Source organism: Jannaschia sp. Os4, from assembly GCF_016820245.1.
Lineage (GTDB): Bacteria > Pseudomonadota > Alphaproteobacteria > Rhodobacterales > Rhodobacteraceae > Jannaschia.
Window position 1 is genome coordinate 471,145 of record NZ_JAFCAR010000005.1, and the last position, 26,560, is coordinate 497,704.

At 71.3% G+C, this 26,560-nt stretch carries 27 protein-coding genes; 13 read left to right on the forward strand and 14 right to left on the reverse strand.

Annotated features, from left to right (window positions below):
• From JQC91_RS16145 to JQC91_RS16165, 5 genes are read right to left on the reverse strand one after another with little or no spacing between them, the layout of a single operon-like run.
• The gene (locus JQC91_RS16145; RefSeq protein ID WP_203288380.1) at positions 1-453 is read right to left on the reverse strand and encodes a YbjN domain-containing protein; all 453 of its coding nucleotides are present in this window, start codon (positions 451-453) and stop codon (positions 1-3) included.
• Positions 454-462: 9 nt separating this feature from the next.
• On the reverse strand, positions 463-2,091 hold the full coding sequence (locus JQC91_RS16150) for a TRAP transporter large permease subunit (RefSeq protein WP_203288382.1): 1,629 nt from the start codon (positions 2,089-2,091) through the stop codon (positions 463-465).
• A 4-nt stretch (positions 2,092-2,095) separates the two neighbouring features.
• Positions 2,096-2,968, reverse strand: a complete 873-nt coding sequence (locus JQC91_RS16155) for a TRAP transporter small permease (RefSeq protein ID WP_238941584.1) — start codon at positions 2,966-2,968, stop codon at positions 2,096-2,098.
• Positions 2,969-2,972: 4 nt separating this feature from the next.
• The gene (locus JQC91_RS16160; RefSeq protein ID WP_203288384.1) at positions 2,973-4,133 is read right to left on the reverse strand and encodes a mandelate racemase/muconate lactonizing enzyme family protein; all 1,161 of its coding nucleotides are present in this window, start codon (positions 4,131-4,133) and stop codon (positions 2,973-2,975) included.
• A 60-nt stretch (positions 4,134-4,193) separates the two neighbouring features.
• Entirely contained in the window at positions 4,194-5,213 is a 1,020-nt protein-coding gene (locus JQC91_RS16165; RefSeq protein WP_203288386.1) for a TRAP transporter substrate-binding protein, read from the reverse strand.
• 190 nt (positions 5,214-5,403) lie between these two features.
• Between JQC91_RS16165 and JQC91_RS16170 the strand changes: the two genes are divergently transcribed.
• Positions 5,404-6,075, forward strand: coding sequence for a GntR family transcriptional regulator (locus JQC91_RS16170; RefSeq protein WP_203288388.1), 672 nt, complete (start codon positions 5,404-5,406; stop codon positions 6,073-6,075).
• 4 nt (positions 6,076-6,079) lie between these two features.
• Here the strand turns inward: JQC91_RS16170 and JQC91_RS16175 are convergent, their stop codons facing one another.
• Complete coding sequence (locus tag JQC91_RS16175; RefSeq protein ID WP_203288389.1) at positions 6,080-6,943, reverse strand: NAD(P)-dependent oxidoreductase; 864 nt, start codon at positions 6,941-6,943, stop codon at positions 6,080-6,082.
• 59 nt (positions 6,944-7,002) lie between these two features.
• Here JQC91_RS16175 and JQC91_RS16180 point away from each other — a divergent pair, with 59 nt between their 5' ends.
• From JQC91_RS16180 to JQC91_RS16215, 8 genes are all read left to right on the forward strand, one after another.
• A complete protein-coding gene (locus tag JQC91_RS16180; protein WP_203288390.1) occupies positions 7,003-7,740 on the forward strand; it encodes an SDR family oxidoreductase in 738 nt (245 codons plus the stop codon).
• Positions 7,737-8,036 (forward strand): BrnT family toxin, encoded by a 300-nt coding sequence (locus tag JQC91_RS16185; RefSeq protein WP_203288391.1) that lies wholly within the window; start codon positions 7,737-7,739, stop codon positions 8,034-8,036. The genes JQC91_RS16180 and JQC91_RS16185 overlap by 4 nt, the downstream gene beginning before the upstream one ends.
• A 10-nt stretch (positions 8,037-8,046) precedes the next feature.
• Positions 8,047-8,235 carry a hypothetical protein gene (locus JQC91_RS16190; protein WP_203288392.1) on the forward strand — a complete coding sequence of 63 codons (189 nt, stop codon included), beginning with the start codon at positions 8,047-8,049 and terminating at the stop codon, positions 8,233-8,235.
• Complete coding sequence (locus tag JQC91_RS16195) at positions 8,232-10,007, forward strand: IlvD/Edd family dehydratase (protein ID WP_203288393.1); 1,776 nt, start codon at positions 8,232-8,234, stop codon at positions 10,005-10,007. The genes JQC91_RS16190 and JQC91_RS16195 overlap by 4 nt, the downstream gene beginning before the upstream one ends.
• Positions 9,994-10,233, forward strand: a complete 240-nt coding sequence (locus tag JQC91_RS16200; RefSeq protein WP_203288394.1) for a DUF6552 family protein — start codon at positions 9,994-9,996, stop codon at positions 10,231-10,233. Before JQC91_RS16195 ends, JQC91_RS16200 begins: the two co-directional genes overlap by 14 nt.
• Positions 10,234-10,255: 22 nt before the next feature.
• A complete protein-coding gene (locus JQC91_RS16205; RefSeq protein ID WP_203288395.1) occupies positions 10,256-11,104 on the forward strand; it encodes a fumarylacetoacetate hydrolase family protein in 849 nt (282 codons plus the stop codon).
• Between the two features lie 115 nt (positions 11,105-11,219).
• Positions 11,220-12,182, forward strand: coding sequence for a 2-hydroxyacid dehydrogenase (locus JQC91_RS16210; RefSeq protein WP_203288396.1), 963 nt, complete (start codon positions 11,220-11,222; stop codon positions 12,180-12,182).
• A complete protein-coding gene (locus JQC91_RS16215; protein WP_203288397.1) occupies positions 12,175-13,305 on the forward strand; it encodes a mandelate racemase/muconate lactonizing enzyme family protein in 1,131 nt (376 codons plus the stop codon). The genes JQC91_RS16210 and JQC91_RS16215 overlap by 8 nt, the downstream gene beginning before the upstream one ends.
• 112 nt (positions 13,306-13,417) lie before the next feature.
• On the opposite strand, the gene JQC91_RS16220 is transcribed toward JQC91_RS16215, so the two are convergent.
• Positions 13,418-14,119: a B12-binding domain-containing protein gene (locus JQC91_RS16220; protein ID WP_203288398.1), complete on the reverse strand. Its 702-nt coding sequence runs from the start codon at positions 14,117-14,119 to the stop codon at positions 13,418-13,420.
• 176 nt (positions 14,120-14,295) lie between these two features.
• On the opposite strand from JQC91_RS16220, the gene JQC91_RS16225 reads away from it, so the two are divergent.
• Positions 14,296-15,372, forward strand: coding sequence for a PA0069 family radical SAM protein (locus JQC91_RS16225; RefSeq protein WP_203288400.1), 1,077 nt, complete (start codon positions 14,296-14,298; stop codon positions 15,370-15,372).
• A gap of 76 nt (positions 15,373-15,448) precedes the next feature.
• Here the strand turns inward: JQC91_RS16225 and bmt are convergent, their stop codons facing one another.
• Positions 15,449-16,471 carry a betaine--homocysteine S-methyltransferase gene (bmt, locus tag JQC91_RS16230; protein WP_203288402.1) on the reverse strand — a complete coding sequence of 341 codons (1,023 nt, stop codon included), beginning with the start codon at positions 16,469-16,471 and terminating at the stop codon, positions 15,449-15,451.
• A gap of 69 nt (positions 16,472-16,540) precedes the next feature.
• Entirely contained in the window at positions 16,541-16,942 is a 402-nt protein-coding gene (gene msrB / locus JQC91_RS16235) for a peptide-methionine (R)-S-oxide reductase MsrB (protein WP_203288404.1), read from the reverse strand.
• Positions 16,943-16,988: 46 nt separating this feature from the next.
• Between msrB and JQC91_RS16240 the strand changes: the two genes are divergently transcribed.
• Together JQC91_RS16240 and JQC91_RS16245 are read left to right on the forward strand one after the other, a co-directional pair.
• The gene (locus JQC91_RS16240) at positions 16,989-17,708 is read left to right on the forward strand and encodes a GNAT family N-acyltransferase (RefSeq protein WP_203288406.1); all 720 of its coding nucleotides are present in this window, start codon (positions 16,989-16,991) and stop codon (positions 17,706-17,708) included.
• Complete coding sequence (locus JQC91_RS16245; protein WP_203288408.1) at positions 17,708-19,516, forward strand: ATP-binding cassette domain-containing protein; 1,809 nt, start codon at positions 17,708-17,710, stop codon at positions 19,514-19,516. Before JQC91_RS16240 ends, JQC91_RS16245 begins: the two co-directional genes overlap by 1 nt.
• A gap of 96 nt (positions 19,517-19,612) precedes the next feature.
• On the opposite strand, the gene JQC91_RS16250 is transcribed toward JQC91_RS16245, so the two are convergent.
• Positions 19,613-20,323 carry a hypothetical protein gene (locus tag JQC91_RS16250; protein ID WP_203288409.1) on the reverse strand — a complete coding sequence of 237 codons (711 nt, stop codon included), beginning with the start codon at positions 20,321-20,323 and terminating at the stop codon, positions 19,613-19,615.
• A 134-nt stretch (positions 20,324-20,457) separates the two neighbouring features.
• Here JQC91_RS16250 and JQC91_RS16255 point away from each other — a divergent pair, with 134 nt between their 5' ends.
• Positions 20,458-21,003, forward strand: coding sequence for a transposase (locus tag JQC91_RS16255; RefSeq protein WP_203288411.1), 546 nt, complete (start codon positions 20,458-20,460; stop codon positions 21,001-21,003).
• A gap of 142 nt (positions 21,004-21,145) precedes the next feature.
• Here the strand turns inward: JQC91_RS16255 and JQC91_RS16260 are convergent, their stop codons facing one another.
• The 4 genes from JQC91_RS16260 to paaZ all read right to left on the reverse strand — a co-directional run bounded on the left by JQC91_RS16260 (position 21,146) and on the right by paaZ (position 26,545).
• Positions 21,146-21,616 (reverse strand): hypothetical protein, encoded by a 471-nt coding sequence (locus tag JQC91_RS16260; RefSeq protein ID WP_203288413.1) that lies wholly within the window; start codon positions 21,614-21,616, stop codon positions 21,146-21,148.
• Between the two features lie 118 nt (positions 21,617-21,734).
• Positions 21,735-23,690, reverse strand: coding sequence for a DNA topoisomerase IV subunit B (gene parE, locus JQC91_RS16265; protein ID WP_203288415.1), 1,956 nt, complete (start codon positions 23,688-23,690; stop codon positions 21,735-21,737).
• 103 nt (positions 23,691-23,793) lie between these two features.
• On the reverse strand, positions 23,794-24,432 hold the full coding sequence (locus JQC91_RS16270; protein ID WP_203288417.1) for a PaaX family transcriptional regulator C-terminal domain-containing protein: 639 nt from the start codon (positions 24,430-24,432) through the stop codon (positions 23,794-23,796).
• An 85-nt stretch (positions 24,433-24,517) separates the two neighbouring features.
• Positions 24,518-26,545, reverse strand: coding sequence for a phenylacetic acid degradation bifunctional protein PaaZ (gene paaZ / locus JQC91_RS16275; RefSeq protein WP_203288419.1), 2,028 nt, complete (start codon positions 26,543-26,545; stop codon positions 24,518-24,520).
• Positions 26,546-26,560: the final 15 nt, after the last annotated feature.

Here is a 26,560-nt window from a genome sequence, read left to right on the forward strand (position 1 = left end):
TCATTGGACATGATCCCGGAACTCCGGCAGCAGGGTCAGCCACCAGTCGAGCCCGTCCGAGAAGGCGGCGGTCGAGATGCCGCCCGTTGTGTTGATCGGCAGCTCCAGCACGGCCTCGCCCGTGTCGTCCACGAATGCGCGGCTGTAGAGCTGCGCCGCGTTCCACTCGTTCACTCGGTCCGGGGTGGCTCCGGGCGACGCGAACCCGGCGGCGAACATGACGTTGGTGCAGCCCGCGCCGTCGGTGCAGCCGTGGAACAGCACCTCCCACGCCACGTCGCCCGAGCGGGCCTCGATCGTCGGATCGCCCCAGCCATCGATGCCGAGGCTCGACTTGACGCCCGCGTCCCGCATCAGCTGCAGCAGCGCGGCCGGATCGTCGGCCCCGACCCGGTCGGCTTGGGCAAGTGCCGAGGTGGTGGAGACCGCAAGGGCGAGTGTTGCGAGACGCATGGGGTCCTCCTAGTCCAGCAACACTTGGATGATGCCGGGCCACGACAGCAGCACGGCCAAGGCGCAGATCTGCAGGCAGATGAAGGGCAGGAAGCCCTTGAAGATGTCCGTCAGCGAGATGTGCGGCGGCGCCACCGACTTGAGGTAGAAGGCCGCCGGGCCGAAGGGCGGGCTGAGGAAGCTGACCTGCATGTTCATGCAGAACAGCACCCCGAACCACACCGCGAGGTACTTGGGCTCCAACTGCCCGAAGAAACCGATCTCCTCGATGGGCAGGCGCTGCACGATGGGCAGGAAGACGGGGATGATCAGCAGCACGATCCCCACCCAGTCCATGAACGCGCCCATGATCAGCAGGATCAGCATCATCACCAGAAGGATGCCCATCGTCGGCAGGTCCGTCCCGATGATGAGGTTGGCCACGTAGGTCGGGCCGCCCGCGATGGTGTAGGCCCCCGCCAGCGCGGCGGCGCCGATGGTCACCCAGATGATCGTGCCGGTCGACTTGAGCGTCCGCATCAGGCTGTCCCAGACGAGGTCGAAGCTGGCCTCGCCCCGGAAGAGCGAGAGCAGGAAGACGGCCACCACGCCCATCGCCGCCGCCTCGGTGATGCCCGAGATGCCGCCGTAGATGGAGCCCATGACCACGCCGATGACGACGATGGGGCCGACGAGGCCCTTGCCCATTGCCCAGCCCTTGGCCGAGCGGGCGCGGCCGAAGGCGAGGAAGATCAGCGCGAGGAAGGCCGCGAGCGCGATCCCGATCCACAGGACGTGATGCGGCTCGCCCAAGGCGATCAGCTGGTCCTCGACCTCGGAGCCGTTCTGCCCGGTCAGCGTGAAGAACGCGGCCCGGATGAACAGCGCCGCCGCGAAGCCCGCGCCGAGCACGGCGAGGAAAGACAGGAACAGCAGCTTCTTCTCGCGCGGCTCCGGCTCGTTCGGGTCGGCCGGGGGCAGGGGGGCCAGCGCCGGGTTCAGCTGCGTGCGGACGACGATGTAGATGATGATGAACGAGGCCAGCATGAAGCCCGGCAGGAAGGCCGCCGTGAAGAGCGCGACGATCGAGGTCTCGGTGATGAGGCCGTAGATGATCAGCACGATCGAGGGCGGGATCATCGTGCCGAGGCTCCCGGAGGCGCAGATCACTCCGATGGCCATGTCCTGGTTGTAGCCCAGCCGCAGCATCTGCGGCAGCGCGATCAGGCCGAGAAGCACGACCTCGCCGCCGATGATGCCGGACATGGCGGCCATGATGACGGCCATGATGGAGGTCACGATGGCGATGCCGCCCCGCGTCTTGGACAGCCAGACGTTGAGGCTGTCGTACATCGACTTGGCGATGCCCGACCGCTCCAGCAGGGCCGCCATGAAGATGAAGAGCGGGATGGAGATGAGCACGTAGCTGGTGAGCGTGCCGTAGACCTTCTGCGCGAGGATGTTCAGCGGTCCCGACCCGAACCTGCCGGTCAGCAGGCCCTCCCCGAACTCCCACGGGGCGGTGAGCAGGGCGGGCTCGAACTTCATCACGAGGACGAGGACCGCCAGCACGGCGGAGGCGAGGCCCAGCGGCATCCCGATCGCGAGCAGCAGCATCAGCGCAATCAAGAGGACGAGGGAGATGGTTCCGATATCCACGGGCTCAGTCCTCGCGCTTGGGGTGGTGGTTCTGGATCGGGTCGCGGGTCACGTCCATCTCGCCCACCCCGTCCTGGCCGACCGCGCGGCGTAGCCGCTCCAGCTCGTCCTGGTCGATGTCGTCGGCGGCGGTATGGATCACCGGCTCGGCGTTCCAGTCGCGGATCAGGTTCAGGATCGCCTGCAGCGCCACCAGCGCCACGACCAGCAGGATCACCGGCTTGGTCGTGGCCGGGATCGGCGGGTCGAAGGCCGTGCCGAACGTCTCCCAGCGCAGCAGCTTGTCGCGCGCCTCGCCGAAGCCGCCCCAGAACAGCATGAACGCGAAGAGGCAGATCAGCACCGTGGAGATCACGTCGAAGAGGCGCTGCACCGCGCGGGGCATCACGTCGTAGAGCAGGAAGATGCGGATGTGGCTGCGCTGCTGCATCGCGTAGAGGCCGGCGAGCAGGAAGATGAACACCGCCAGCCACAGCGACATCTCGTTGGCCCAGAGCGTCGGCTTCTCGAACACGTAGCGGGCGATCACCTCGAAGATCATGACGCAGACGAGGATCGCGATCAGCATCATCGCCACCCGCCCGATAAACACCGCGAGGCGGTCGGCGAGGGAGAAGTCCTCCCACTCCATCGGCGCGCGGCGCACGGTCGCCAGCCCGAACAGCAGCGCCAAGGGTAGCAGCGCCAGCGCCACCCAGTCCCAGACCACCGGCTCGCCGTAGCGGCGCAGGAGCGCCGCCTCGGTCGCCTCGGCGCCGGGGGCCGCGATCAGGTAGTGGGCGCCGTTCCACGTCACCCAGCCCATGACGGCGATGAAGAGAAGGGGCGCGATCCACTCCAGCGGGGTGGAGGTCGGCTCGGCGGGTCGGGTGCTCATGTCCTCACTCCCACAGGTGTGCTGCGATGAATTCGCGGTCGGGCGCGACGCCCAGTCCGGGGCCGTCCGGCACGGCGGCGGTCCCGGTGCGGGCCACTTGGCCCTGGATGTCGAGGGGCGCCTCCAGCAGGTCGTCGCGGAAGCGGTTCTCGGTCGTGTCGAACTCCAGCCACGGCTGGCGCGGGTGCAGGCCGCCGGGCAGCGGCGGCATGGACGCCGAGAGGTGCAGGTTGCAGGCCACGGCGACGGCACCGCCCCAGACGTGGTTGACCACGGGCAGGTGGTGCGCGTGGCACAGCGCGAGGACGCGCAGGTATTCCGAGACCCCGCCCAGGGCGCAGACCTCGGGCTGCGCGATGGAGAGGCCGCCGGACGCGATCAGGTCGCGCCAGCCCCAGCGCGTGAACTCCGCCTCGCCCCCCGCGATGCGGGTCCTGAGGCTGCGGCGCAGCGTGGCGTAGCCGTCCCGGTCCTCCGGCGCGACCGGCTCCTCGAACCAGTAGGCGCCGAGGTCGTCCAGCGCGCGGCCCACCTCCAGCGCGTCGTTCACGTCGTAGGCGTGGTTGGCGTCGACCATGAACGGCACGTCGACTGCGTCGGCCACCGCCGTCGCCAGCCGCACGTCGTCGCGGACGCCCAAGCCCACCTTCATCTTCACGGCGGCGAAGCCCGCGCCCGCGATGGCCGCCGCCTCGTCCGCGAATTGGTCCGCCATCGCGGCCGCATCCATGTCGGGGCGCAGCATCATCCCGTAGCCGTAGACGCCCACCGCGTCCCGGTGGCGCCCGCCGATCAGGTCGCACAGCGGCAGGCCCGCGGCCTGCCCGGCGACGTCCCACAGCGCGATGTCGATGCCCGACAGCGCTTGGATCGGCATCCCCTTCTGCCCGTGGTCGCGCAGCAGGTTGTAGGCCCGATGCCAGAGCCGGTCGCGGTCCAAGGCCCGCTCGCCCACCATCATCGGCGCGATGACATCCTCGACGATGCGGGCGTTGGCGCGGGCCACGTTGCCCGGCCCGAAGCACTCGCCCCAGCCGGTCAGCCCCTCGGAGGTCGAGACCTCGACGAGATGGCACGTCCGCTGGGAATAGAACTGCTGGGAGTAGCCCAGCGTCTCGGGCATGTCGCAGCGCAGAACGTGGCTTTGGATGCGCGTGATCTGCATGGGTGCCCCGGAAGAAGTCGGCGCGGCCCGCAGGGGGGCCGCGCCGCGCGTCTCAGCCGATCACTCGGCGGCGTCGACGATGCCCAGCTGCGTCAGGTAGGCGATATGGCTCTCGACCAGCGCCTCGGCCTCGGGGGTCGTGGCGAACTCGGGCCACGTCGCCTGCGCGGCGGCGCGGAACTCGGCGAGGTCCTCGGGGGACCACGCGTCGATCTGCACGCCCTGCTCGGTGAGCTGGGCCACGGCCTCGGCGTTGCGCTTCTCGAAGATCAGCGCCGACTTGAGCGCGATGTCCGACACGGCGGTCAGCATGATGGCGCGGTGATGCTCGGGCATCGCGTCCCACACCGCCTTGTTGCAGGCGAGGTGGTCGGACGGCATCGAGTGGAAGCCCGGGTAGTTGGCGTAGCCCGCGATGTCGTAGAGGCCGAGGCCCACGTTGTTCGCGAGGCCCGACGCGTCGGCGCCGTCGATGATGCCGGTCTCCAGCGCGGTGAAGATCTCGGTGAAGTCCATCACGATGGGCGAGGCGCCCAGCTTCTCGAAGATCTTCGTCTCCATCCCCGGGGGCGAGCGGAACTTCCAGTCCTGCAGGTCCTCGATGGACGCGATCGGCTTGGTCGAGGCGAAGCTCTCCTGGCCGTAGACGATCCAGCCGATCAGCTCCATGCCGTACTGGTTGTACAGCTCCTGCGCGGCCTCGCGGCCCCCGCCGTAGTAGAGCCACGACAGCTGCTGGGCGGGCGTCTCGTAGCCGCCCATGATATCGCCGACGAACTGGAACGCCGGGTTCTTGCCGGTCTGGTAGCCGCCGCCCGTCGCGTCGCAGTCGAGGATGCCCGTGGCCGCCGCGTCGAAGGTCTCGACCGAGGAGACGACCGAGGAGGAGTAGAACATCTCGATGTCGATCTCGCCGTTCGACATCAGCTCGATGTTCTCGACCATCTCGGTCAGCAGTTCGCCCGACGTCGTCTCGGGGCCGTAATGGGTCTGGATGCGGAGCGTGGTCGTCTGCGCCATCGCGGTGCCGGCCAGCAGCGTGGCACCGACGGCCATCGCCGTCAGGTGAGTCGTCTTCATGTCTTTCCTCCCTTGGGATGCCGTCCCGGACCCCGCCTCCACGGCGCCCACGCGTCATCTGCGGCGGAGCGTGGCACGGCCCCGCGAAGCCGCGCAAGCGATTTGTGCGGATTGACGCATTCTCACGATCTGGCATGATTTTCGAAATTCCGCGCCGACTCGGGGAGGAGGGGGCGCGGGGGGAGGATCGATGCCGGACGCCCTGCACGACGAGGCCGCGACCGCCGGGCGGTGGCGCACGGACGCCATCTACGAGGATATGCTCGCCCGCCTCACCACCGCGCGAATCGCGCCGGGCACCCGGATCAAGCCCGCCGACCTGCAGGGCGAGTACGGCTGCTCGGCGGGCACCGTGCGCGACGTGCTGCTGCAGCTGTCGCGCACCGGCGTCGTCCGGTTCGAACTGCAGCGCGGCTTCCGCGCCGCCGAGGCCACGCCCGCACGGCTGGCCGACCTCGCGCGGATGCGCGTGCTGCTGGAGCAGGAGGGGGCCTGCGCCGCGATGGCCGCGGGCGGGATCGACTGGGAGGCCCGGCTCGCCGCCGCGCATCACCGGCTCGTCCATATCGAGCGGCAGATCGTGGCCGCCGCCGACCCGACCCCGCTGATCGAACTCTGGACCAGCAGCGACCGCAACTTTCACGAGACGATGCTGTCCGACTGCGGATCGCCCGTGCTGCTGGAGACGTGGGGCGGGATCTACGCGCAGTTCCGCCAGCAGCTCCTTCCCTCGGACGAGCTGACGCCGGACTACTTCCCCGTCATCGTCGCCGAGCACCAAGCCGTCCTCGCCGCCGCGCTGGCCCGCGATCCCGCCGCGCTGCGCGCGGCCATCGCGCGCCACTTCGCCCGCCATGTCTGAGGGGTCAGTCCAGCCCGTTGCGCCGCCGCAGTTCCAGATAGAGGGCGGAGTGGTCGAGGTCCGCCCCGTCCATCTCGTCCATCAGCACCTTGAACCGGTCGTTGACGGCCGTGACGGCGGGCAGGTCCAGCCCCAGCCCGCGCGCCTCATCCTCGACGTTGTCGAGATCCTTGATCTGGAACCGCGTCAGGCCCCCGGGCACGAAGTCGCCCTCGGTCATCCGCGCGCCGTGCTGCTGCAGGATGGTCGAATCGGCGAAGCCTCCCTTCAGTGCGCGGCGCACCGCCGCCGGGTCCGCGCCGCCCCGCTCCAGCAGCAGCATCGCCTCGGCGACGGCGCCGATGGTGCAGGCCACGATCGCTTGGTTGGCCAGCTTGGCCAACTGCCCCGCGCCGGTCGGGCCGACATGGACGGGGTTGCCGAGCACGGAGAGCACCGCCTCGACCTTTGCGAAGTCGTCGGACGGCCCGCCCGCCATGATCGCGAGCGTGCCGCCCTCGGCCCCCTTGGTTCCGCCCGAGACCGGCGCGTCGACATAGGCCACCCCCCGATCGGCCAGCCGCTCCGCCGCCTCGCGCGCCTCGGAGGGCTTGATCGACCCCATCTCGACCCACGTGGCGCCGGGGGCGAACCCGTCGCCGATCTCCTCCTGCACCGCCTTCGACGCCGGTCCGGCGGACAGCATGGAGATCACGATGGGCGCGCCCGCCACCGCCTCGCGCGGGGAGGTGGCGACCGTCGCGCCGAGGCCCTCGGCCTTGGACGCGGTGCGGTTCCAGACGGTGAGCGTATGGCCTGCGGCGACGAGGTTGCGCGCCATGGGCGCGCCCATGAGGCCGGTTCCGATGAGGGCGATGGGATGTGTCATGCGCCTTTGCCTAGACGGGTGGGGCGGGGGCGGCTAGGCCGCAGGGCGGGAGGATTTCGATGGGACGACTGACGGGCAAGCGCGCGCTGGTGACGGCGGCGGGGCAGGGGATCGGACGCGCCACGGCCGAGATGTTCGCGGCCGAGGGGGCGGAGGTCTTCGCCACCGACCGGGACGCGGCGCTGCTGGAGGGACTCGACTGCGAGACCTTCGCGCTCGACGTCACCGACGGCGACGCGGTGCGCGCGGGCGTGGACCGGGCGCGGCCCACGGTGCTCTTCAACTGCGCGGGCTTCGTCCATCACGGCGACGCGCAGGCCGCGACGGAGGAGGAGTGGGACTTCGGCTTCGACGTCAACGTGAAGTCGATGTTCCGCACGATCCGCGCCGCGCTGCCGCACATGCTCGACGCGGGCGGCGGCTCCATCGTCAACATGTCCTCGGCCTGCTCCTCGGTGATCGGCGCGCCCAACCGCTTCGTCTACGGCACCACCAAGGCCGCCGTGATCGGCCTGACCAAGTCGGTGGCCGTGGACTTCATCACCAAGGGCATCCGCTGCAACTGCATCTGCCCCGGCACCGTCGAGTCGCCCTCGTGGCGCGCCCGCGTCGAGGAACTGGGCAAGCAGGTCGGCGGCTACGACGAGGCGCACCGCCAGTTCGTCGCCCGCCAGCCGATGGGCCGCGTGGGCATGGCCCGCGAGATCGCCGCGCTCGCCACCTACCTCGCCTCCGACGAGAGCGCCTTCACCACCGGCCATCCGCATATCGTGGATGGCGGGTGGTCGGGGCAGTGACGGCGCCGGACGGATGGGAGTGGGACGACGGGAAGGCGGAGGCGAACCTCGCCGTGCATGGCGTCTCCTTCGCGGATGCGGTCGGGATGGACTTCTCGACGGCCCTTGAGTTCGAGGACCGGCGATACGACTACGGAGAGACGCGGTGGCGCGTCCTCGGCAAGATTGGGGGGCGCCTCCACATGATGATCTTCACATGGCGGGACGACCGGCGCCGGGTCATCTCCCTCCGCAAGGCCAACCGGCGAGAGGAGCGGTTCCATGACGAATACGACCCGACCCCCGATGCCCCCTGACTTCGATGAGGTGCGCGACAATCCCCCGATGACGGAGGAGGAGTTCGCCCGCGCCCGCCCTGCCCGCCGGGTCGCGCCGGACGTCGCCGAGGCGGACCGCCTTCGCCGCATGGCCGACCGTCTCGCCGCCGACGCCGAGGAGTTGCGCCGCGCCGCCGACCGTATCGATCCCCGACCCTCGGAGCACGCCGCCGAATGACCAAGCTCCGCTCCCGCCTGTGGTTCGACAACCCCGAGAACCGCGAGATGACCGCGCTCTACCTCGAGCGCTATCTCAACTATGGCCTGACCCGTGAGGAGCTGCAGGGCGACAAGCCGATCATCGCCATCGCCCAGACGGGCAGCGACCTCAGCCCCTGCAACCGCCACCACCTCGACCTCGAGAGCCGCGTCCGCGACGGCATCCGCGAGGCGGGCGGAGTGCCGCTGCAGGTGCCGGTCCACCCGATCCAGGAGACGGGCAAGCGGCCTACCGCCTCGCTCGACCGCAACCTCGCCTACCTGTCCCTCGTCGAGACGCTGAACGGCTACCCGCTGGACGGCGTGGTCCTCACCATCGGCTGCGACAAGACCACGCCCGCGCTGCTCATGGCCGCCGCGACGGTCAACATCCCCGCCATCGCGCTCTCGGTCGGCCCGATGCTCAACGGCTGGTTCAAGGGCGAGCGCACGGGCTCGGGCACGATCGTCTGGAAAGCGCGGGAGATGCACGCCGCGGGCGAGATCGACGACGCGGGCTTCATGGAGATCGTGGCCTCCTCCACGCCCTCGGTGGGCTACTGCAACACGATGGGGACGGCGACGACGATGAACTCGCTGGCCGAGGCGCTGGGCATGCAGCTGCCCGGCTCCGCCGCCATCCCCGCCCCCTACCGCCAGCGCGGCCACGTCTCCTACCAGACGGGCCAGCGCATCGTGGAGATGGTGCGCGAGAACCTGCGCCCCTCGGACGTGATGACGCGGGAGGCGTTCGAGAACGCCGTCGTCGTCAACTCGGCCATCGGCGGCTCCACCAACGCGCCGATCCACCTCAACGCCATCGCGCGCCACATGGGCGTCGCGCTCGACAACGACGACTGGCAGCGGCTGGGCCACCACGTGCCGCTCCTCGTGAACCTCCAGCCGGCGGGGGAGTATCTGGGCGAGGACTACTTCCACGCGGGCGGCGTCCCGGCGGTGGTGGGCGAGCTGATGGCCGAGGGGATGCTGCCCCACCCGGACGCGCCGACGGTCAACGGGCGCAGCATGGGCGAGAACTGCGGCGACCGCCGCTCGGACCTGCCGGACGTCATCAAGCCCGTCTCCGCCCCGATGAAGGCCGAGGCCGGGTTCCTGAACCTCAAGGGCAACCTCTTCGACTCGGCGATCATGAAGACCTCCGTCATCAGCCCGGAATTCCGCGACCGCTACCTGTCGAACCCCGACGACCCCGACGCCTTCGAGGGCACGGCCGTGGTGTTCGACGGCCCCGAGGACTTCCACGCGAAGATCGACGACGAGGCCCTTGGGATCACGGAGGAGTCCATCCTCATCATGCGGGGCGCCGGCCCCATCGGCTACCCCGGCGCGGCGGAGGTCGTGAACATGCGGCCCCCCGCCTACCTGCTCCGCAAGAACGTCCACGCGCTGCCCTGCATCGGCGACGGGCGGCAGTCGGGCACCTCCGGCAGCCCCTCCATCCTCAACGCCTCGCCCGAGGCGGCGGCGGGCGGGGGCCTCGCCCTCGTGCGGACGGGCGACCGGGTTCGGATCGACCTGCGCGCGGGCACCGCGAACGCGCTCGTGGACCCGGAGGAGTGGGAGCGCCGCCGCGCGGCCTTCGACCCGTCCCCGCTCATCCCCGAGAGCCAGACCCCGTGGCAGGAGATCTTCCGCGAGCGGGCGGGCCAGCTGGCCGAGGGCATGACGCTGCGCGGCGCCACCGACTACCGCGACACCGCCGGCAAGGGGGTGGCGCGTGACAACCACTGAGCCGCGGCCGTGGCGCACGGTCGACACCGTCAAGTGGATCGCCACCGCCGTGCAGCTGGTGGGCTACGGGCTGACCGGGCTGGGGGCCACGCCGTGGAACGTGTGGGCCTTCTTCGCGGGCATCGCCCTGTGGTTCGCGGTGGGCGCGATGTGGAACGACAAGGCCATCATGGTCGTGCACGTGGGGGCGTTCCTGTCCCTGCTGCTGGGATATCTGAACGCCTGAGCGGGCGGGGAAGGAAGACGACATGAAACTCTGCCGCTACGGTGAACCCGGCGCCGAGAAGCCGGGCCTGATCGACGCCGACGGCCGCATCCGCGACCTGTCTGGCGAGGTGGACGACATCGCAGGCGACGCGCTCTCGGCCTCCTCGCTGGACCGACTGTCCAAGATCGACCCGGCCTCGTTGCCCATGGTCGCGGGTGACCCGCGCTACGGCCCCTGCGTGGGCGCCATCGGCAAGTTCATGTGCATCGGCCTGAACTACTCCGACCACGCCGCCGAGACGGGCGCGGCCATCCCCGAGCACCCGATCCTCTTCATGAAGGCCAACTCCGCCATCGTCGGCCCCAACGACGACGTGGTGATGCCGCGCGGGTCCGAGCACACCGACTGGGAGGTGGAGCTGGGCGTCGTGATCGGCACGACGTGCAAGTACGTCTCCGAGGCGGACGCGCTGGATCATGTCGCGGGCTACTGCGTGATCAACGACGTCTCCGAGCGGCACTTCCAGACCAAGCTCACGGGCCAGTGGACCAAGGGCAAGTCCTGCGACACGTTCGGCCCAACCGGCCCGTGGCTGGTGACGAAGGACGAGGTGGGCGACGTGCAGGACCTCGCGATGTCGCTCGACGTGAACGGCAAGCGGATGCAGACCGGCTCGACCTCCACGATGATCTTCACCGTGACGCAGTGCATCAGCCACCTCAGCCAGATGTTCACGCTGCATCCGGGCGACGTCATCTCCACCGGCACGCCGCCGGGCGTCGGCATGGGGATCAAGCCCGAACCGGTCTACCTCAAGGCGGGCGACGTGATGGAGCTGTCGATCGAGAAGCTCGGGTCGCAGCGCCAGACCGTGCGCGCCGACCAGTAGCGCGCCACGCCCCGGCCCTCAGCCGGGGCGCAGACCCGCGACGCGCCACGCGTGACGCATCGCCCCATGAGGCCCCGGGTCGAGCCCGGGGCGTGACCAGCCGAAGGACCGCCCCATGCCCAACGAACCCCTGCTCCAGATCGGCACCATCACCGACCGCATGGCCGACGCGCTGGACGCGAAGTTCGACCGCACGGTCCTCTTCGACCAGCCCGACCGCGCGGCCTTCCTCCGCGACCGCGGCGCCGACTTCCGCGCCATCCTAACCGACGGACACTGGGGCGTGCCCGCCGACGTCGCCGCCACCACCCCGAACCTCAAGGTCGTCAGCAGCTACGGCGTGGGCTACGACGCCATCGACGCGCCGTCCTTCGCCGAGCGGGGCATCCTCATCGCCCATACGCCCAACGTCCTGAACGACGAGGTGGCCGTCACCGCCGTCATGCTCTGGCTCGCGGTCTATCGCGGCCTCGTCCCCGCCGACGCCCACGCCCGCTCGGGCGCGTGGGAGGAGAAGGGCTTCCCGCTCACCCGCTCGCCGATGGACCGCCGCGTCGGCATCCTCGGCATGGGCCGCATCGGCGAGACCATCGCCCAGATGGTGCAGGCCTTCCGCGCCGAGGTGCACTACCACTCCCGCTCCGAGAAGGACGTGCCCTACGCCTATCACGCCACCCCGGAGGCGCTGGCCGAGGCGGTCGACGTCCTTATCGTCATCACCCCCGGCGGGCCGGAGACGAAGCACCTCGTGGACGCCGATGTGCTGAAGGCGCTGGGCAAGGGCGGGACGCTCATCAACGTCTCCCGCGGCTCGGTCGTGGACGAGGGCGCCCTGATCGACGCCCTCCAGGACGGGACCATCGCGGGCGCCGGCCTCGACGTGTTCGAGCAGGAGCCGAAGATCCCCCAGGCCCTCAAGGACATGCCCGAGCGCGTCGTGCTGACCCCCCATGTCGGATCGGCCACGATGGAGACCCGGCAGGCGATGGGCGACCTCGTGGTGCGCAACCTCACGCGCTGGCTCGACGACGGCACCGTCGAGACGCCGGTGCCCGAGTGCCGGTCGCTCAATGGCTGACATCGGGTTCGAGGCCGCCGCCGTCCCGTCCCCCGGCGGGGGGCAGGCCGCGATCGAGGCGGTGACGGTGCGCCTCTTCGACGTGCCGCTGGACGAGGTGCTGGTCGACGCCAAGCATGGCGACCACTCGCACTTCCAGCTGATCACCTGCACGGTCCGCGACGCCGACGGGGCGGAGGGGACGGGCTACACCTACACCGGCGGGCGCGGCGGCACGGCGGTGGCGGCGATGCTGCGCGACGACCTCGCCCCGTGGCTGCTCGGACGGATGCCCGAGCCGGAGCACCTGCACGACGAGATGGGCTGGCACCTCCACTACGTCGGGCGCGGCGGCATCGCCGCCTTCGCCATCTCGGCGGTGGACATCGCACTCTGGGACCTGACGCTCAAGCGCGACGGCCGCTCGCTTCTCGCCGCGGCGGGCGGCGTGTCGGACCGCTGCCGCTGCTACGTGGGCGGCATCGACCTCGGCTACGACCTGCCCAAGCTCGTCGCCTCCGCCGAGGGCCATCTCGAGCGCGGCTTCCGGGGCGTGAAGATCAAGGTCGGCCGCGACGACGACCTCGCGCGCGCCCGCGCCGTCAAGGCGGTGCTCGGGGACGCGGACTTCATGGTGGACGCCAACTACGCGCTGGACGTCGACACCGCGACCCAGCGCGCCCGCGCCTTCCACGACATGGGCGTCGTCTGGTTCGAGGAGCCGGTCGAGCCGGACCTTTACGACGCCTACGCTCGCATCGCCGACGCCACCGGCTGCCCCCTCGCGATGGGCGAGAACCTCCACACCCTGCACGAGTTTCGCATGGCGGTGGAGCGGTCCAAGCTCTCCTTCCTCCAGCCCGACGCCTCCAACTGCGGCGGCATCACCGGGTGGCTGCGCGCGGCCCGCCTCGGGCAGGCGACGGGCATCCCCGCCTGCTCCCACGGGATGCAGGAGTTGCACGTCTCGCTCGTGAGCGCGCAGGCGAGGCCGGGCTCGATGGAGGTCCACGCCTTCCCCATCGACCGCTACACGACCCGCCCGCTGGAGATCGACGGGGAGGGGAGGGCGCTGGCGCCGGACGTGCCGGGCACGGGGGTGTCCTTCGACTGGGCGCGGCTGGCGGAGCACGAGCGGACCTAGGCCGCCCGACGCGGCCCCGTCCCCGGTCGCGCCCTTCGATGTTCCTGAAATACTCCGGGGGTCCGGGGGCGGCGCCCCCGGCGGGTCGGCCCGCCCCGGCGGGCCGAGACGATCAGCCCGCGGCCATTTGGTTGTGCTTGCGCGCGACGAAGGTCTTCGCCGTCTCGACCGCCACGGCGGCGTCGCGGCAGTAGGCGTCCGCGCCGATGGCCTTGCCGAACTCCTCGTTCAGCGGCGCGCCGCCGACCAGCACGATGTAGTCGTCGCGGATGCCCTTCTCGACCATCGTGTCGATCACGACCTTCATGTAGGGCATCGTCGTCGTCAGCAGGGCGGACATCCCGAGGATGTCCGGCTGCTCCGTCTCCAGCGCCTCGAGATACTTCTCCACCGCGTTGTTGATCCCGAGGTCCACGACCTCGAACCCGGCCCCCTCCATCATCATCGACACCAGGTTCTTGCCGATGTCGTGGATGTCGCCCTTCACGGTGCCGATCACCATCTTGCCCACGCGCGGCGCGCCCGTCTCGGCGAGGAGCGGCTTCAGGATCGCCATGCCGCCCTTCATGGCCCCGGCGGCCAGCAGCACCTCGGGCACGAAGAGGATGCCGTCCCGGAAGTCGTGTCCGACGATGGTCATGCCGCCGACCAGCGCCTTGGTCAGGATGTCGTAGGGCGTCCATCCGCGCTCAAGCAGGATGTTGACCCCCTCTTCGACCTCCTCCTTCAGGCCGTCGTAGAGGTCGTCGAACATCTGCTGGACGAGTTCGTCGTCCGGCAGGTCGGCAAGGACGATGTCGTCTTCGTCGGACATGGGCGCGGACTCCCCTGCGCGGTGGTGCTCCGCCCACATCTGCCGCGCGGGACGCGGAATGACAGTGAAGAATGCGACAACACGACGTGAGGCGGCGACGGAAACGGGCCGCCCCTTGCGGTGATTCCCCCGATGTTCTATTTATGTTCTCATTCATCCGGGTGGGGGAACACCGCATGGGACAGGCTTGGGAACGGGGCGACCATCTCGCCGACGCGACGCCCGTCGCGCTGCCGGGGCGCGGCGCGCTGTCCAACGAGGCGTCGCGCTACGACCCCTACTCCTACGACGCGCCGCTGCCGGGGCGCGTGCGGACGGAGGTGCGGGAGGAGGCGATCCGCACCGTCATCTCGACCAACAAGTTGCCCGACCTCGGGTTCGAGCGCTCGATCAACCCCTACCGGGGCTGCGAGCACGGCTGCATCTACTGCTACGCCCGCCCGACCCATGCGTGGCTGGGCCTGTCGCCGGGGCTCGACTTCGAGACGAAGCTCATCTCGCGGCCCAACGCCCCCGAGGCGCTGGCCAAGGAATTCGCACGCCGCGGCTACGAGCCGTGCATGATCGCGCTGGGCACCAACACCGATCCCTACCAGCCGGTCGAGCGCGACCGCCGCATCACCCGGCGCCTGCTGGAGGTGATGCGCGACCACCGCCATCCCGTGGGCATCACGACCAAGGGCGTGATGGTCGAGCGCGACGCCGACGTCCTGGGGGAGATGGGGCCGGAGCTGTGCCGCGTGGGCCTGTCGGTCACGACGCTGGACGACGACCTCGCCCGCAAGCTGGAGCCGCGGGTGCCCGTGCCGTCCCGCCGCCTCGCCGCGATCGAGCGGCTGGCCAAGCGCGGCGTGCAGGTGCGCGTCATGGTCTCGCCCACCATCCCCGGCCTCACGGACCACGAGGTCGAGTCCATCGTCCGGGCCGCCGCAGACGCGGGCGCCGTCGCCGCCTCCATGATCCCGCTGCGCCTGCCGCTGGAGGTCGCGCCGCTCTTCGAGGAGTGGCTGCGCGCCCACGTCCCCGACCGCGCCCGCAAGGTGCTGTCCCGCGTGCGGGAGTTCCACGGCGGCAAGCTCTACGACGCGGGCTTCGGGGTGCGGATGCGGGGGCGCGGCGTCCATGCCGACCTGCTGCAGCAGCGGTTCAAGCGCGCCGTCGCCGCTGCCGGGCTGGCCACGCACCTGCCCAAGCTGCGCACCGACCTGTTCCGCGTGCCCGAGGCCGAGACCGGCCAGCTCGCGCTGTTCTGAGGGACACCCCGCCGCGACTGCCCTGCGGCGGGGATAGGCGGGGGCGGGGGCGCGGCTCTCCGTCCCCGCCGACGGGTCAGGCCCGCGCGCGCCGCCGCGACCGGCGCTCGCGCGGTGCCGCGCCCGCTACGCCGTCCCCCGCGGATGAGAACCCGCCCAGCCGTGCGGCCACCTCCTCCAGCGAGGGCGGCGCGCCCTTCGGCGCCGTCTCCAAGGCGGCGCGCATCCGGCGCAGGTGCTCCGGCGTCGTGCCGCAGCATCCGCCGATCACCCGCGCGCCCGCGTCGCGCGCCAGCACCGCGTAGTCCGCCATCAGGTCCGGCGTGCCGTCGTAGTGGATGTGCCCGTCCACGTATTTCGGGATGCCCGCGTTCCCCTTCGCGATCAGCGGGCCGGCCCCCGCGGGGAACCCGAGGATCGTCCGCACGAGGTCGGACGCGCCCACGCCGCAGTTGGCGCCGAAGGCCACCGGCGGGTTCGGCAGGCTCGCGACGACCTTCGCAAGCTGCGGCGCCGACAGCCCCATCATCGTGCGCCCCGCCGTGTCGAAGGACATCGTCACGCACCACGGCATGTCGGCACGAGCCGCCGCCTCGGCCGCCGCGCGCAACTCCTCGGCCGCAGACAGGGTCTCGACCCACAGCACGTCCGCGCCGCCGTCGCGCAGCCCCTCGGCCTGCTCGTGGAAGATCTCGACCGCGCCCGCGTGCGACAACGGCCCCATCGGCTCCATGATCTCGCCGGTCGGCCCCATGCTGCCCGCCACGACCACGGGACGGCCCGCCGCGTCGGCCGCGTCCCGCCCGATCTCGGCGCCCATCCGGTTGAGGTCCCGCGCGCGCCCCTGCGCGTCGTGCAGCTTCAGCCGCGCGGCGTTCGCGCCGAACGTGTTGGTCAGGAACAGGTCCGCCCCCGCCTCCACCGACCCGCGGTAGAGCGCGGCCACCCGGTCGGGATGCGCCTCGTTCCACAGGTCCGGCGCGTCCCCGCTCTCCAGCCCCATGTTGAACAGGGCCGTCCCCGTCGCGCCGTCGGCCAGCAGCCAGTCGCGCGTAGCGAGGAGGTGGGAGAGGCGGTCGGAGCGGGGGGCACGGGTCATGCGCCCCCCTCGCGCGGGCGTCGCCCGCGCGCAATGCTCATGTCGTGCAAGTGGGAGGTGAGGCGCGCCTCAACCCTCCGGCTCGAACTCCAGCGCCACCCCGTTGATGCAGTAGCGCAGCCCCGTCGGCTGCGGCCCGTCGGGGAAGACGTGGCCCAGATGGCCGTCGCAGCGCTCGCAATGCACCTCGGTGCGGCGCATGAACCACGAGTTGTCCTCGGACTCGCCGACCCGCTCGCTCTGCACCCCGTCGACCGGCTGGTAGAACGACGGCCAGCCCGTCCCGCTCTCGAACTTGGCGGCTTGGTCGAAGAGCGGCGCGCCGCAGCCCTTGCACATGTAGGTGCCCGGCTCCTTGGGGAAGTCCTCGTGCGTGCCCGCCCGCTCGGTCCCGTGCTTGCGCAGCACCTTGTAGGCTTCGGGGCCCAGCTGCGCGCGCCACTCGTCGTCCGACTTGACCACCTTGTCCATCGCGCGACCTTTCTCCATTCGGTTGCCCCGTGACGTAGGCGTCCCGATGGGGTCCGCCAAGGCTTTGGAGACGCCCGTGGAGATGCAGGTCGGCGGATGGCGGGTGACGACCGGCCCGGGCGCGGAGGCGGACGCGCTCGCGCTCCGGGCGTCCGTGTTCCGCGGCGGGCGGGCCGACCGCGACGCGTTCGACGACGCGGCGACGCATCTGGCGATCTCCGACGCCGCGGGGCCCGCCGCCTGCGCGCGGCTGATGGTCCTGCGCGGCTCCGCCATCGCGTCGGGCTACACGGGGCAGAGCTACGACCTCGCCGCCTTCGCCGCCCGCTTCCCCGTCGCGCTGGAGGTCGGCCGCGTGGCGCTCGCCCCCGAGCGCCGGGCCCCGGACCTCCCGCGCCTGCTCCTCGCCGTTCTCGCCCGCGTGGTGCTGGACGAGGGCGCCGCGGCGCTCTTCGGCTGCGCCTCCTTCCCCGGCGCGCACCCGCAGCCCGGCGCGCTCGCCGCCCTGCGCACGGAGATCGCCCCCGACGCGTGGCGGCCCGCGCCCCGCGCGCCCGAGACCGTGGCCATCGCGGACCTCCCCGACGCGCCGCCCGCGCCGCTGCCGCCCATGCTGCGCGGCTACCTGGCGATGGGCGCGTGCATCTCGGACCACGCCGTGATCGACCGCGACCTCGGGACCACCCACGTCTTCGCGGGCCTGCCCGTGGCCGACATCCCCGCCCCCCGCCGCCGCCTGCTGGCCGCCTTGCTGGAGCCCGCCTGATGGCCCGACCGCCGCTGCTGCAACTCAACGGCATCGCGCTGACCTACGGGGGCGACCCGGTCTTCGCGGGCCTCGACCTCGTGGTGCAGCCCGGCGACCGCGTGGCGCTCGTGGGCCGCAACGGGGCGGGCAAGTCGACGCTGATGAAGGTGATGGCGGGGCTGGTCGAGCCCGACGCGGGCGAGCGCGTGCTGGGGCAGGGGGTCTCCGTCGGCTACATGGAGCAGGATCCGACGATGGAGGGCTTCGCCACGCTGGGCGACTACGCCACGTCGGACCTCGGGCCGGCCGAGGGCTGGCGCGTCGACGCGGCGGCCGAGGGGCTGAAGCTGCGCCTCGACCTCGACCCGGCGCGCGCCTCGGGGGGCGAGCGGCGGCGGGCGGCGCTGGCCAAGCTGCTCGGCGAGGCGCCGGAGCTGATGCTGCTGGACGAGCCGACGAACCATCTCGACATCGAGGCGATCGAGTGGCTGCAGTCCGAACTGGCCGCGACGCGGACCGCCTACGTCCTGATCTCGCACGACCGGGCCTTCCTGCGGGCGCTGACCCGCGCGACGCTCTGGGTCGATCGCGGCGCGGTGCGGCGGCAGGAGCGGGGGTTCGACCGGTTCGAGGAGTGGCGCGACGCGACCTTCGCCGAGGAGGACATGCAGCGCCACAAGCTGGACCGGCGCATCAAGGCCGAGGCGCGCTGGGCGGTCGAGGGCATCTCGGCCCGGCGCAAGCGCAACCAAGGCCGGGTCCGGGCCCTGCAGGCGATGCGGGCCGAGCGCGCGGGGCAGATCCGGCGCCAGGGGACGGCGGCGCTGGAGCTGGACGGCGGCCCGCAGTCGGGCAAGCGGGTGATCGACGCGCGGGGTCTGTCGAAGGCCTATGGCGATCGGACGATCGTGCGCGACTTCGACCTGCGCGTCGGGCGCGGCGAGCGGGTGGCGTTCGTCGGCCCCAACGGGGCGGGCAAGACGACGCTGGTCAAGCTCCTGACCGGCGAGGTCGCGCCGGACGAGGGGTCCGTCAAGCACGGGACGGGGCTGGAGCCGGCCGTGTTCGACCAAGCCCGCGCGCGGCTGGAGCCGGAGGCGACGCTGTGGGACACGCTGACGCTGGATCCGCAGCTGGGCGTCTCGGGCGCGTCGGATCAGGTCATGGTGCGCGGAACGCCGCGGCACGTGGCGGGGTACCTGAAGGATTTCCTGTTCGACGACAGGCGGTTGAAGGCGCCGGTGCGGTCGCTGTCGGGGGGCGAGAAGGCGCGGCTGCTGCTGGCGCGGATCATGGCGATGCCCAGCAACCTGCTGGTGCTGGACGAGCCGACGAACGACCTCGACGTGGAGACGCTGGACCTGCTGCAGGACGTGATCGGCGACTACGAGGGCACGGTCCTGCTGGTCAGCCACGACCGCGACTTCCTCGACCGGGTGGCGACCACGACCATCGCGCCGGAAGGCGGGGGGCGGTGGCAGGCCTATGCGGGCGGCTGGACCGACTACCTCGCGCAGCGGCCCGAGCGAGCGGCGGACAAGCCGTTGCCACAAAAGAGAAATCCGGCGCCGAAGGCGGAGGCCAAGCCCGCGCCGAAGGGGGGCGGGCTGTCCTTCTCGGAGCGCCACCGGCTGGACGCGCTGCCCGCCGAGATGGAGCGGCTGGAGGCGGAGATCGGGAAGCTGGGGGAGTTGCTGGCGGACCCCGACCTCTATGCGCGGGAGCCGGTGAAGTTCGCCAAGGCGACCGAGATGCTGGCCGCCCGGCAGGCCGCCTTGGGGGCCGCCGAGGAGGAGTGGCTGACCCTCGCGGAGCGCGCCGAATAGGCGTGCACCCCCCGTGCAGATGCCGTGCATACACCGTGCATACGCGCGTTCATACGCGCGTCAACACTTCGGTAAGACGGGCGTCGGTTCGCTCGCTCAACCCGCCGGGTCCGAGCAGATCGTGGCGGGGTCGTCGCCCCCCTCGGGGAGCCAGACATCGCGGGGGAAGCTCCGTGGCGGGGCCACGGGCAGGGCCTGCCCGACGAGAGCGTGGAGCCGGGCGGTGCGCGCGCCATCGGGGTCGAGCGTGGCGCAGCATAGGTATTCCTCCACCAGCGTGGCCTGCTGCTCGTAGCCGTAGTCGAGGAAGCGGGCCGTGCCCTCGCCGTCGAGGAGGTAGGGGTCGTCGGTGGTCAGGTGCTCGGAGAAGGCCTTGGACGGGTGGTAGCCGGTCACGGCGCGGTTCTGCCACTGCCAGACATGGGTCATCTCGTGGACGAAGAACATCGCGGCGGCGAGGTTCAGGGCGGGCGGCTCGTCGGAGCCCTCGGGCGCGGGATCGAGCGCGGCCCAGTCGGGGCGGGCGATGTCGGGGCGCAGGAAGAGACGCTGGAACAACACGATACCGGCCGTCCGGCCCGTGATCACATCCGTCTTGGGCGGCGGGCCGATCCGCTCGCGGCAGGTGGTGCGGGGGCGGGCGGGGTAGGTGATGGGGAACACGCCGACCGTGGGGCTGGACTGGATGCGGATGGGGGCTGTGTCGAGGCTAGGCCCGTGGATGGGGGCGAGGAGGGCGCGCTCGGCCTCGGTCAGGGGCCGCCCGCAGGCGGCGAGGACGAGGAGGAGTGCGAGGGCGAGGCGCATGGGGGGAGCGTAGGGCTGGCGTAGGATGGGCGAAAGCCCACGCGTCGCCCCGGTGGAGGACGACGGAACACGTGGGCTCTCGCCCACCCTACGGGTTCATCGGCGGTTAACGGTGCGCATGTCATCCGGGGCGCATGTCGTGGTATCGTCGGCGCCTCGTCCCGGGCGGGACGTTCTTCTTCACCGTCCGGCTGCAGCTCGGGACGGGGGTCGATCTGCGCGACCATGTCGAGGTGCTGCGGGACTGCTACGGCCGCTGCGCGCGGGAGCGGCCGTTCCGGACGGAGGCCATCGTGATGCTGCCGGACCACCTCCATGCGGTGTGGACCTTGCCGGAGGGGGACGCGGATTTCTCCGGGCGGTGGCGGCGGATCAAGGCGGGGGTGTCGCGTCGGGTGGGCGAAGGCCCACGCGTTCCGCCGGTGGCGGATGGCGCGACGCGTGGGCTTCCGCCCACCCTACGGCCATCCGCGTCGAAGCGGCGGAAGGGGGAGGCCGGGGTCTGGCAGCGGCGGTTCTGGGAGCGGCAGGTGCGGGACGAGGCCGAGTTGGCGGCATGTCTGCGCTACGTGTGGTGCAACCCGGTGAAGCACGGGTTGGTGGAGTGGGCGGTGGAATGGCCGTGGTCGTCGGTGCACCGGGAGATCGCGGCGGGGCGGTTGCCGGTGGAGGGGCCATAGGGGCCGGGCGGCGGCGCGGGGCGGGCCGTAGGGTGGGCAAGAGCCCACGCGGCGGCGCGGGTGGCGGGGCGCGGAACGCGTGGGCTTTCGCCCACCCTACGGGTTCCGAGGGCGGCATACGTAAATTCTGCGCCGGAAGCGTCTACTCCCGTTTCTTTACTATTGAAGCATAATCCCTCGAGCCATCACGGTTGAGGAGCAGATGGACAAAAAAACCCTGATCTAGACCGCCGTTACTTAGCCCTAGATCTTCCCGCATCGCCCTCTGGATCCTCTCTAGAACTTCCACCGCCGCAAACGGATTGCCCGGACCAAGCTTAGTGAATTCAGAAAACTCCTTCAGTACCGACGGTGAGGCCCAGAGAACTGCTTTCGATCGGACGGTCGCAAAATCTAGATGCAGCTTCTTCTCGTCAAAGTTCGGATCGCTTAGTTGGGCCTTGGTCTGATTGAGCAGGGTTTCCACAATCCGGAGAAAATCTGTATAGACCTCGACTTTGCGTGCTCTATAGGAAGCTTCACGTTCTCGTTTTTTTGTCTGATATTGTGTAAAGAGAGTCGCAGCCAATCCGGCAACTGCGGTAGCTAGCGTGACGGCCAGTGGAACGTACACGCTTGGTTCGAGGGTCTGCGCTCCACGCCAAACATATGCTACAAACGCTGATAGTCGAAGAAAGACAAGTAATAATAATCCGGAAAATGCGACTAGGACAGCCCAACCAAATAGCCGCCTAAACATCCAACTCCCCCGCGAACCGCGCATTCTCGGAAATATACTCGAACCGCTTCTCCGCCTTCTTCCCCATCAGGCGCTCCACCAAGTCCCCCGTCTCGCCCGGCAGGTCCTCGTCCACAGTCACGCGGATGAGCTTGCGGGAGGCCGGGTCCATCGTGGTCTCCTTAAGGTCCTTGGCGTCCATCTCGCCCAAGCCCTTGAAGCGGCTCACGTCGATGCGGCCCTTGCCGCCAAGGCCCTTGGCCTCCCATTCCGCCCGCTCGGCGTCGTCGGCGCAGTAGACGCGCTTGGCCCCTTGGGTCAGGCGGTAGAGGGGCGGGCAGGCGAGGAAGAGGTGGCCCGCGTCGATCATGGGCCGCATCTGGGTGAAGAAGAACGTCATCAGGAGGGAGGCGATGTGGGCGCCGTCGACGTCGGCGTCGGTCATGATGATGATCTTGTCGTAGCGCAGGTCGTCGAGGACGAAGCGGGTGCCTAGCCCGACGCCCAGCGCCTGCGTCAGGTCGCTGATCTCGGCGTTGGTGCCGAGCTTGGAGGAGGCGGCGCCCAGCACGTTGAGGATCTTGCCGCGCAGGGGGAGGAGGGCTTGGGTCTTGCGGTCGCGGGCCATCTTGGCGGAGCCGCCGGCGGAGTCGCCCTCGACGATGAAGAGCTCCGTCCCCTCGCGGGCGTTCTGGGAGCAGTCGACCAGCTTGCCGGGGAGGCGGAGCTTCTTGGTGGCGGACTTGCGGGCGGTCTCCTTCTCTTGGCGGCGCCGCAGTCGCTCCTCGGCGCGGAGCACGAGGAAGTCGAGGATGGCGCCCGCCGCCTTGGTGTCCTGCCCGAGCCACGTGTCGAAGCGGTCGCGGACGGCCTGCTCCACGAGGCGCTGCGCCTCGGTGGTGGCGAGCCGGTCCTTGGTCTGGCCCACGAACTCCGGCTCGCGGATGAAGCAGGAGACGAGGGCGCAGCCGCCGGTCGTCAGGTCGTCGCGGGTGATCTGGGCGGCCTTGCGGTTGTTGGCCAGCTCCCCGTAGGCCTTGATGCCCTTGAGGATGGCGGCCCAGAACCCGGCCTCGTGGGTGCCGCCCTCCGGGGTGGGGACGGTGTTGCAGTAGGACTGGATGAAGCCGTCGCGCGACGGCGTCCAGTTGATGGCCCACTCGACCTTGCCGGGGACGCCGAACCGCTCTTGGAAGTCGACCGTGCCCGCGAAGGGGGCGTCGGCGTAGGTGGAGGCGGGGCCGAGCGTCTCCGCGAGGTAGTCGGAGAGGCCGCCGGGGAAGTGGAAGGTGGCCTGCGTGGGCGTCTCGCCGTCGTCGATGGCGGACTTCCAGCGGATCTCGACCCCGGAGAAGAGGTAGGCCTTGGAGCGGACCATCTTGAGCAGGCGCGCGGGCTTGAGGGCGTGCTTGCCGAAGATCTGCGGGTCGGCGTGGAAGGTGACGGTCGTGCCCTTGCGGTTGGGCGCGGCGCCGACCTTCTCGACCGGGCCGAGGGGGACGCCGCGGGAGAAGCGCTGCTCGTGGAGTTGGCGGTCGCGGGCGACCTGCACGACCATCGAGTCCGAGAGCGCGTTGACCACGGAGGCGCCGACGCCGTGGAGGCCGCCGGAGGTCTGGTAGGCCTTGCCGGAGAACTTGCCGCCCGCATGGAGCGTGCAGAGGATGACCTCGAGCGCGGACTTGCCGGGGAACTTGGGGTGCGGGTCGATGGGGATGCCGCGCCCGTTGTCGCGCACGGTGCAGGCGCCGTCGGCGTGCAGCTCGACCTCGATGCGGTTGGCGTGACCGGCGACGGCCTCGTCCATGGAGTTGTCGAGCACCTCGGCCACCATGTGGTGGAGCGCGCGCTCGTCGGTGCCGCCGATATACATGCCGGGGCGCTTGCGGACGGGCTCCAGCCCCTCCAGCACCTCGATGGAGGAGGCGTCGTAGGTCTCGGCCCCTTGGCTCATCAGATCGTCCGGCATGTGCCCGTGCCCCTTTTTCTTATGGGCTCTAGGTAGGGCATCGGGGGGGCGAGCGGAAGGGCGTTCGCGGTTCGTTCGCGCCATCGGCGCCGGGGCGTTGCCCTCAGGGCGCGGCGAGCAGGGCGTGGACGGCGCGGCGGAGCGCGTCGCCGGGCCAGTCGGCGGGGGCGAGGGCGTCGGGCAGGTCGGGGGCGCGCAGCACGAGGCGGCGCCAGTCGTGGAGGACGAGGAGGCGGTGCGTCTCGGGCGGGGAGTCGGGCGGCGCGGCGGCGCGGGCGAGGAGGGCCTTCGCGTCCCGGCGGAGGGGCCGGGGCCAGAGGGACGCGGCCTGCGCGGGGGTCAGGCGCAGGTCGGTGCCGGTGAGGCCGGGCGTGGCCGCCGGGCGCGGGCCGCGGGCCACGTGGAGGCCGGGGGCGAGGGTGGCCGCGCCGGGCGGCGGCGCCTCGGTGAGGGCGAGGTGGAGCGGGCCGGGGGCGGGCGCGGGGCCGTAGATGCGGGGGGCGGCGGCGCGGGTCTGGGCAAGGGCGGAGGCGGAGAGGCGGTGGAGCGAGGCGCGCCCGTCGCGGGTCGTCTCGATCCAGCCGTCGGCGCGGAGGCGGTGCAGCGCGGTGCGGATGGCCTGCGGGGTGATCCCGGCGGGCTCCAGCGCGGCGGCGATGTCCTGGCCGGACACGGCGGAGCCGTCGTGGCGGGTGCGGTCGCCGAGGAGCGTGACGATCAGGGACCAAGTGCGCTGGGCCATGCGGGGATGAGGGGCGAGTCGCGCGGCGGGAGCAAGGGGCACGGGGTCGCGGTCCGCCGACCGGCTCGGGGACCGGCCCCGCGGGTCAGTATCGCACCATCGTCATCAGCTCGTAGGTCGCGACCGCGTCGCCCTCGGCATCCGTCATCTCCACGTCCCAGCGGACCTCGCCGTAGTCGTCGGTGCGGCGGGTCTTGCGGGCGACGGTGAGGCGGACGGAGACGGGGGTGCCGGGCTCGACCGGCTTGAGGAAGCGCAGGCGGTCGAGGCCGGTGTTGGCGAGGACCGGCCCCTCGACGGGATCGACGAACAGGCCCGCCGCGAAGGAGAGCAGCAGGTAGCCGTGGGCCACGCGGCCGGGGAAGAACGGGTTCCGGGCCGCCGCCTCGGCGTCCATGTGGGCGTAGAAGGTGTCGCCGGTGAAGTGGGCGAAGGTCTCGATGTCGTCGAGCGTGACGGTGCGGGGGCCGGCGTGGTGGGTCTCGCCGATCGCCATCTCGCCGTAGCGCTTGCGGAACGGATGCACGTCGGCGGCGGGCGTGGGCGCGCCGGGAAGGTGGCGGGCGGTCAGCGCGGAGAGCATCCGGGGGCTGCCCTGCACGGCCGTGCGCTGCATGAAGTGGAGGACGGCGCGGATGCCGCCCAGCTCCTCGCCGCCGCCCGCGCGGCCGGGGCCGCCGTGGACGAGGTGGGGCATCGGCGCGCCGTGGCCCGTCGCCTCGGGGGCGGAGTCGCGGTCGACGGAGTAGATGCGCCCGTTCCACGGGGCCACGCCGCGCACCACCGCGCCCAGCACGTCCGGGTCATGGGTGACGAGCGAGGTCACGAGGCTGCCGCCGCCGCGGTTGGCAAGGGCGATGGCGTGGTCGAGGTCGCGGTAGGGGAGGATCGTGGAGACGGGGCCGAACGCCTCGGTGTCGTGGACGCGCGAGGCGGCGTCGGCGTCCTTGGTCCGCAGCAGGAGGGGCGGGAGGAACGCGCCCGCCTCGGCGTCCGCGCCCGCGACGGCGAAGCCCTCGGTCGCGCCGTGGACGAGGTCGGCCTCGGCGCGGAGCGTGGCGACCTTCTCCAGCACGTTGGCGCGCTGGGCCTGCGAGACGAGGGCGCCCATGCGCGTGCCCTCGGCGCGGGGGTCGCCGACGGTGACCTCCGCGAGTCGGGCGGACAGCGCCTCCTGCAGGGCGTCGGCATGGGCCGCGGGCACGATGAGGCGCCGGGTGGCGGTGCATTTCTGGCCCGCCTTGGCGGTCATCTCGCGCGCGGCCTCCTTCACGTAGAGGTCGAACTCGGGCGTGCCGGGGCCCGCGTCCGGGCCGAGGAGCGAGGCGTTGAGGCTGTCCTGCTCGGCGGTGAAGCGGACGGCGTTGCGGAGCAGGTTGGCGTTGGCGCGCAGGTGCAGCGCGGTGGCCGCCGAGCCGGTGAACGTCACGACGTCCTGGCAGCCGAGGCGGTCGAGCGTGTCGCCGAGGCCGCCCGCGACCATCTGGAGCGCGCCGGGCGGCAGGAGGCCCGATTCGTGGATCAGCCGGACGCAGAGCTCGGTCACCTGCGCCGTCGCCGTCGCGGGCTTCACGATGGCGGGCATCCCCGCGAGCAGTGTGGGGGCCAGCTTCTCCAGCATCCCCCAGACGGGGAAGTTGAAGGCGTTGATGTGGACCGCCGCGCCCGTGAGCGGGGTGCAGACGTGGAGGCCGCCGAAGGCGCCGGTGCGGCCCAGCGGCTCCCACCCGCCGTCGACGTGGAGGTCGTGGTCCGGCATCTCGCGCCGCCCCTTGGAGGCGAAGACGAGCATGGTGCCGATGCCGCCGTCCACGTCGATCCTGTGGTCCGCGAGCGTTCCGCCGGTGGCGTAGGACGCCTCGTAGAGGGCGTCGCGGTGGCCCCGCAGGTGGAGGGCCACGGCCTTCACCATGCGGGTGCGGTCGTGCAGGCCCATTGCGCGCAGCGCGGGGCCGCCCGTGCCGCGGGCGTGGGCGAGCATGGCATCCACGTCGAGCGGGCCGCCCGCGCGCCCGATCTGCGCGCCGGTCACCGCGTCGTGGACGGGGCGGGCCTCGGGGCCGGGGTCGATCCAGCGGTCCGCGATCAGGGAGCGGATGGGATGCACGGTCATGGGCGTCTCCTTCGG

Bases quoted from the DNA above. Each gene is read 5' to 3' on its own strand.
- JQC91_RS16250 (WP_203288409.1), bottom strand. From the start codon at position 20,323: ATGCGCCTCGCCCTCGCACTCCTCCTCGTCCTCGCCGCCTGCGGGCGG.
- JQC91_RS16215 (WP_203288397.1), top strand. From the start codon at position 12,175: ATGGCTGACATCGGGTTCGAGGCCGCCGCCGTCCCGTCCCCCGGCGGG.
- JQC91_RS16180 (WP_203288390.1), top strand. From the start codon at position 7,003: ATGGGACGACTGACGGGCAAGCGCGCGCTGGTGACGGCGGCGGGGCAG.
- JQC91_RS16245 (WP_203288408.1), top strand. From the start codon at position 17,708: ATGGCCCGACCGCCGCTGCTGCAACTCAACGGCATCGCGCTGACCTAC.
- JQC91_RS16270 (WP_203288417.1), bottom strand. From the start codon at position 24,432: ATGGCCCAGCGCACTTGGTCCCTGATCGTCACGCTCCTCGGCGACCGC.
- JQC91_RS16195 (WP_203288393.1), top strand. From the start codon at position 8,232: ATGACCAAGCTCCGCTCCCGCCTGTGGTTCGACAACCCCGAGAACCGC.
- msrB (WP_203288404.1), bottom strand. From the start codon at position 16,942: ATGGACAAGGTGGTCAAGTCGGACGACGAGTGGCGCGCGCAGCTGGGC.
- paaZ (WP_203288419.1), bottom strand. From the start codon at position 26,545: ATGACCGTGCATCCCATCCGCTCCCTGATCGCGGACCGCTGGATCGAC.
- JQC91_RS16225 (WP_203288400.1), top strand. From the start codon at position 14,296: ATGGGACAGGCTTGGGAACGGGGCGACCATCTCGCCGACGCGACGCCC.
- JQC91_RS16170 (WP_203288388.1), top strand. From the start codon at position 5,404: ATGCCGGACGCCCTGCACGACGAGGCCGCGACCGCCGGGCGGTGGCGC.
- JQC91_RS16210 (WP_203288396.1), top strand. From the start codon at position 11,220: ATGCCCAACGAACCCCTGCTCCAGATCGGCACCATCACCGACCGCATG.
- JQC91_RS16160 (WP_203288384.1), bottom strand. From the start codon at position 4,133: ATGCAGATCACGCGCATCCAAAGCCACGTTCTGCGCTGCGACATGCCC.
- JQC91_RS16205 (WP_203288395.1), top strand. From the start codon at position 10,256: ATGAAACTCTGCCGCTACGGTGAACCCGGCGCCGAGAAGCCGGGCCTG.
- JQC91_RS16175 (WP_203288389.1), bottom strand. From the start codon at position 6,943: ATGACACATCCCATCGCCCTCATCGGAACCGGCCTCATGGGCGCGCCC.
- JQC91_RS16255 (WP_203288411.1), top strand. From the start codon at position 20,458: ATGTCGTGGTATCGTCGGCGCCTCGTCCCGGGCGGGACGTTCTTCTTC.
- JQC91_RS16155 (WP_238941584.1), bottom strand. From the start codon at position 2,968: ATGAGCACCCGACCCGCCGAGCCGACCTCCACCCCGCTGGAGTGGATC.
- bmt (WP_203288402.1), bottom strand. From the start codon at position 16,471: ATGACCCGTGCCCCCCGCTCCGACCGCCTCTCCCACCTCCTCGCTACG.
- JQC91_RS16165 (WP_203288386.1), bottom strand. From the start codon at position 5,213: ATGAAGACGACTCACCTGACGGCGATGGCCGTCGGTGCCACGCTGCTG.
- parE (WP_203288415.1), bottom strand. From the start codon at position 23,690: ATGCCGGACGATCTGATGAGCCAAGGGGCCGAGACCTACGACGCCTCC.
- JQC91_RS16220 (WP_203288398.1), bottom strand. From the start codon at position 14,119: ATGTCCGACGAAGACGACATCGTCCTTGCCGACCTGCCGGACGACGAA.
- JQC91_RS16145 (WP_203288380.1), bottom strand. From the start codon at position 453: ATGCGTCTCGCAACACTCGCCCTTGCGGTCTCCACCACCTCGGCACTT.
- JQC91_RS16240 (WP_203288406.1), top strand. From the start codon at position 16,989: ATGGGGTCCGCCAAGGCTTTGGAGACGCCCGTGGAGATGCAGGTCGGC.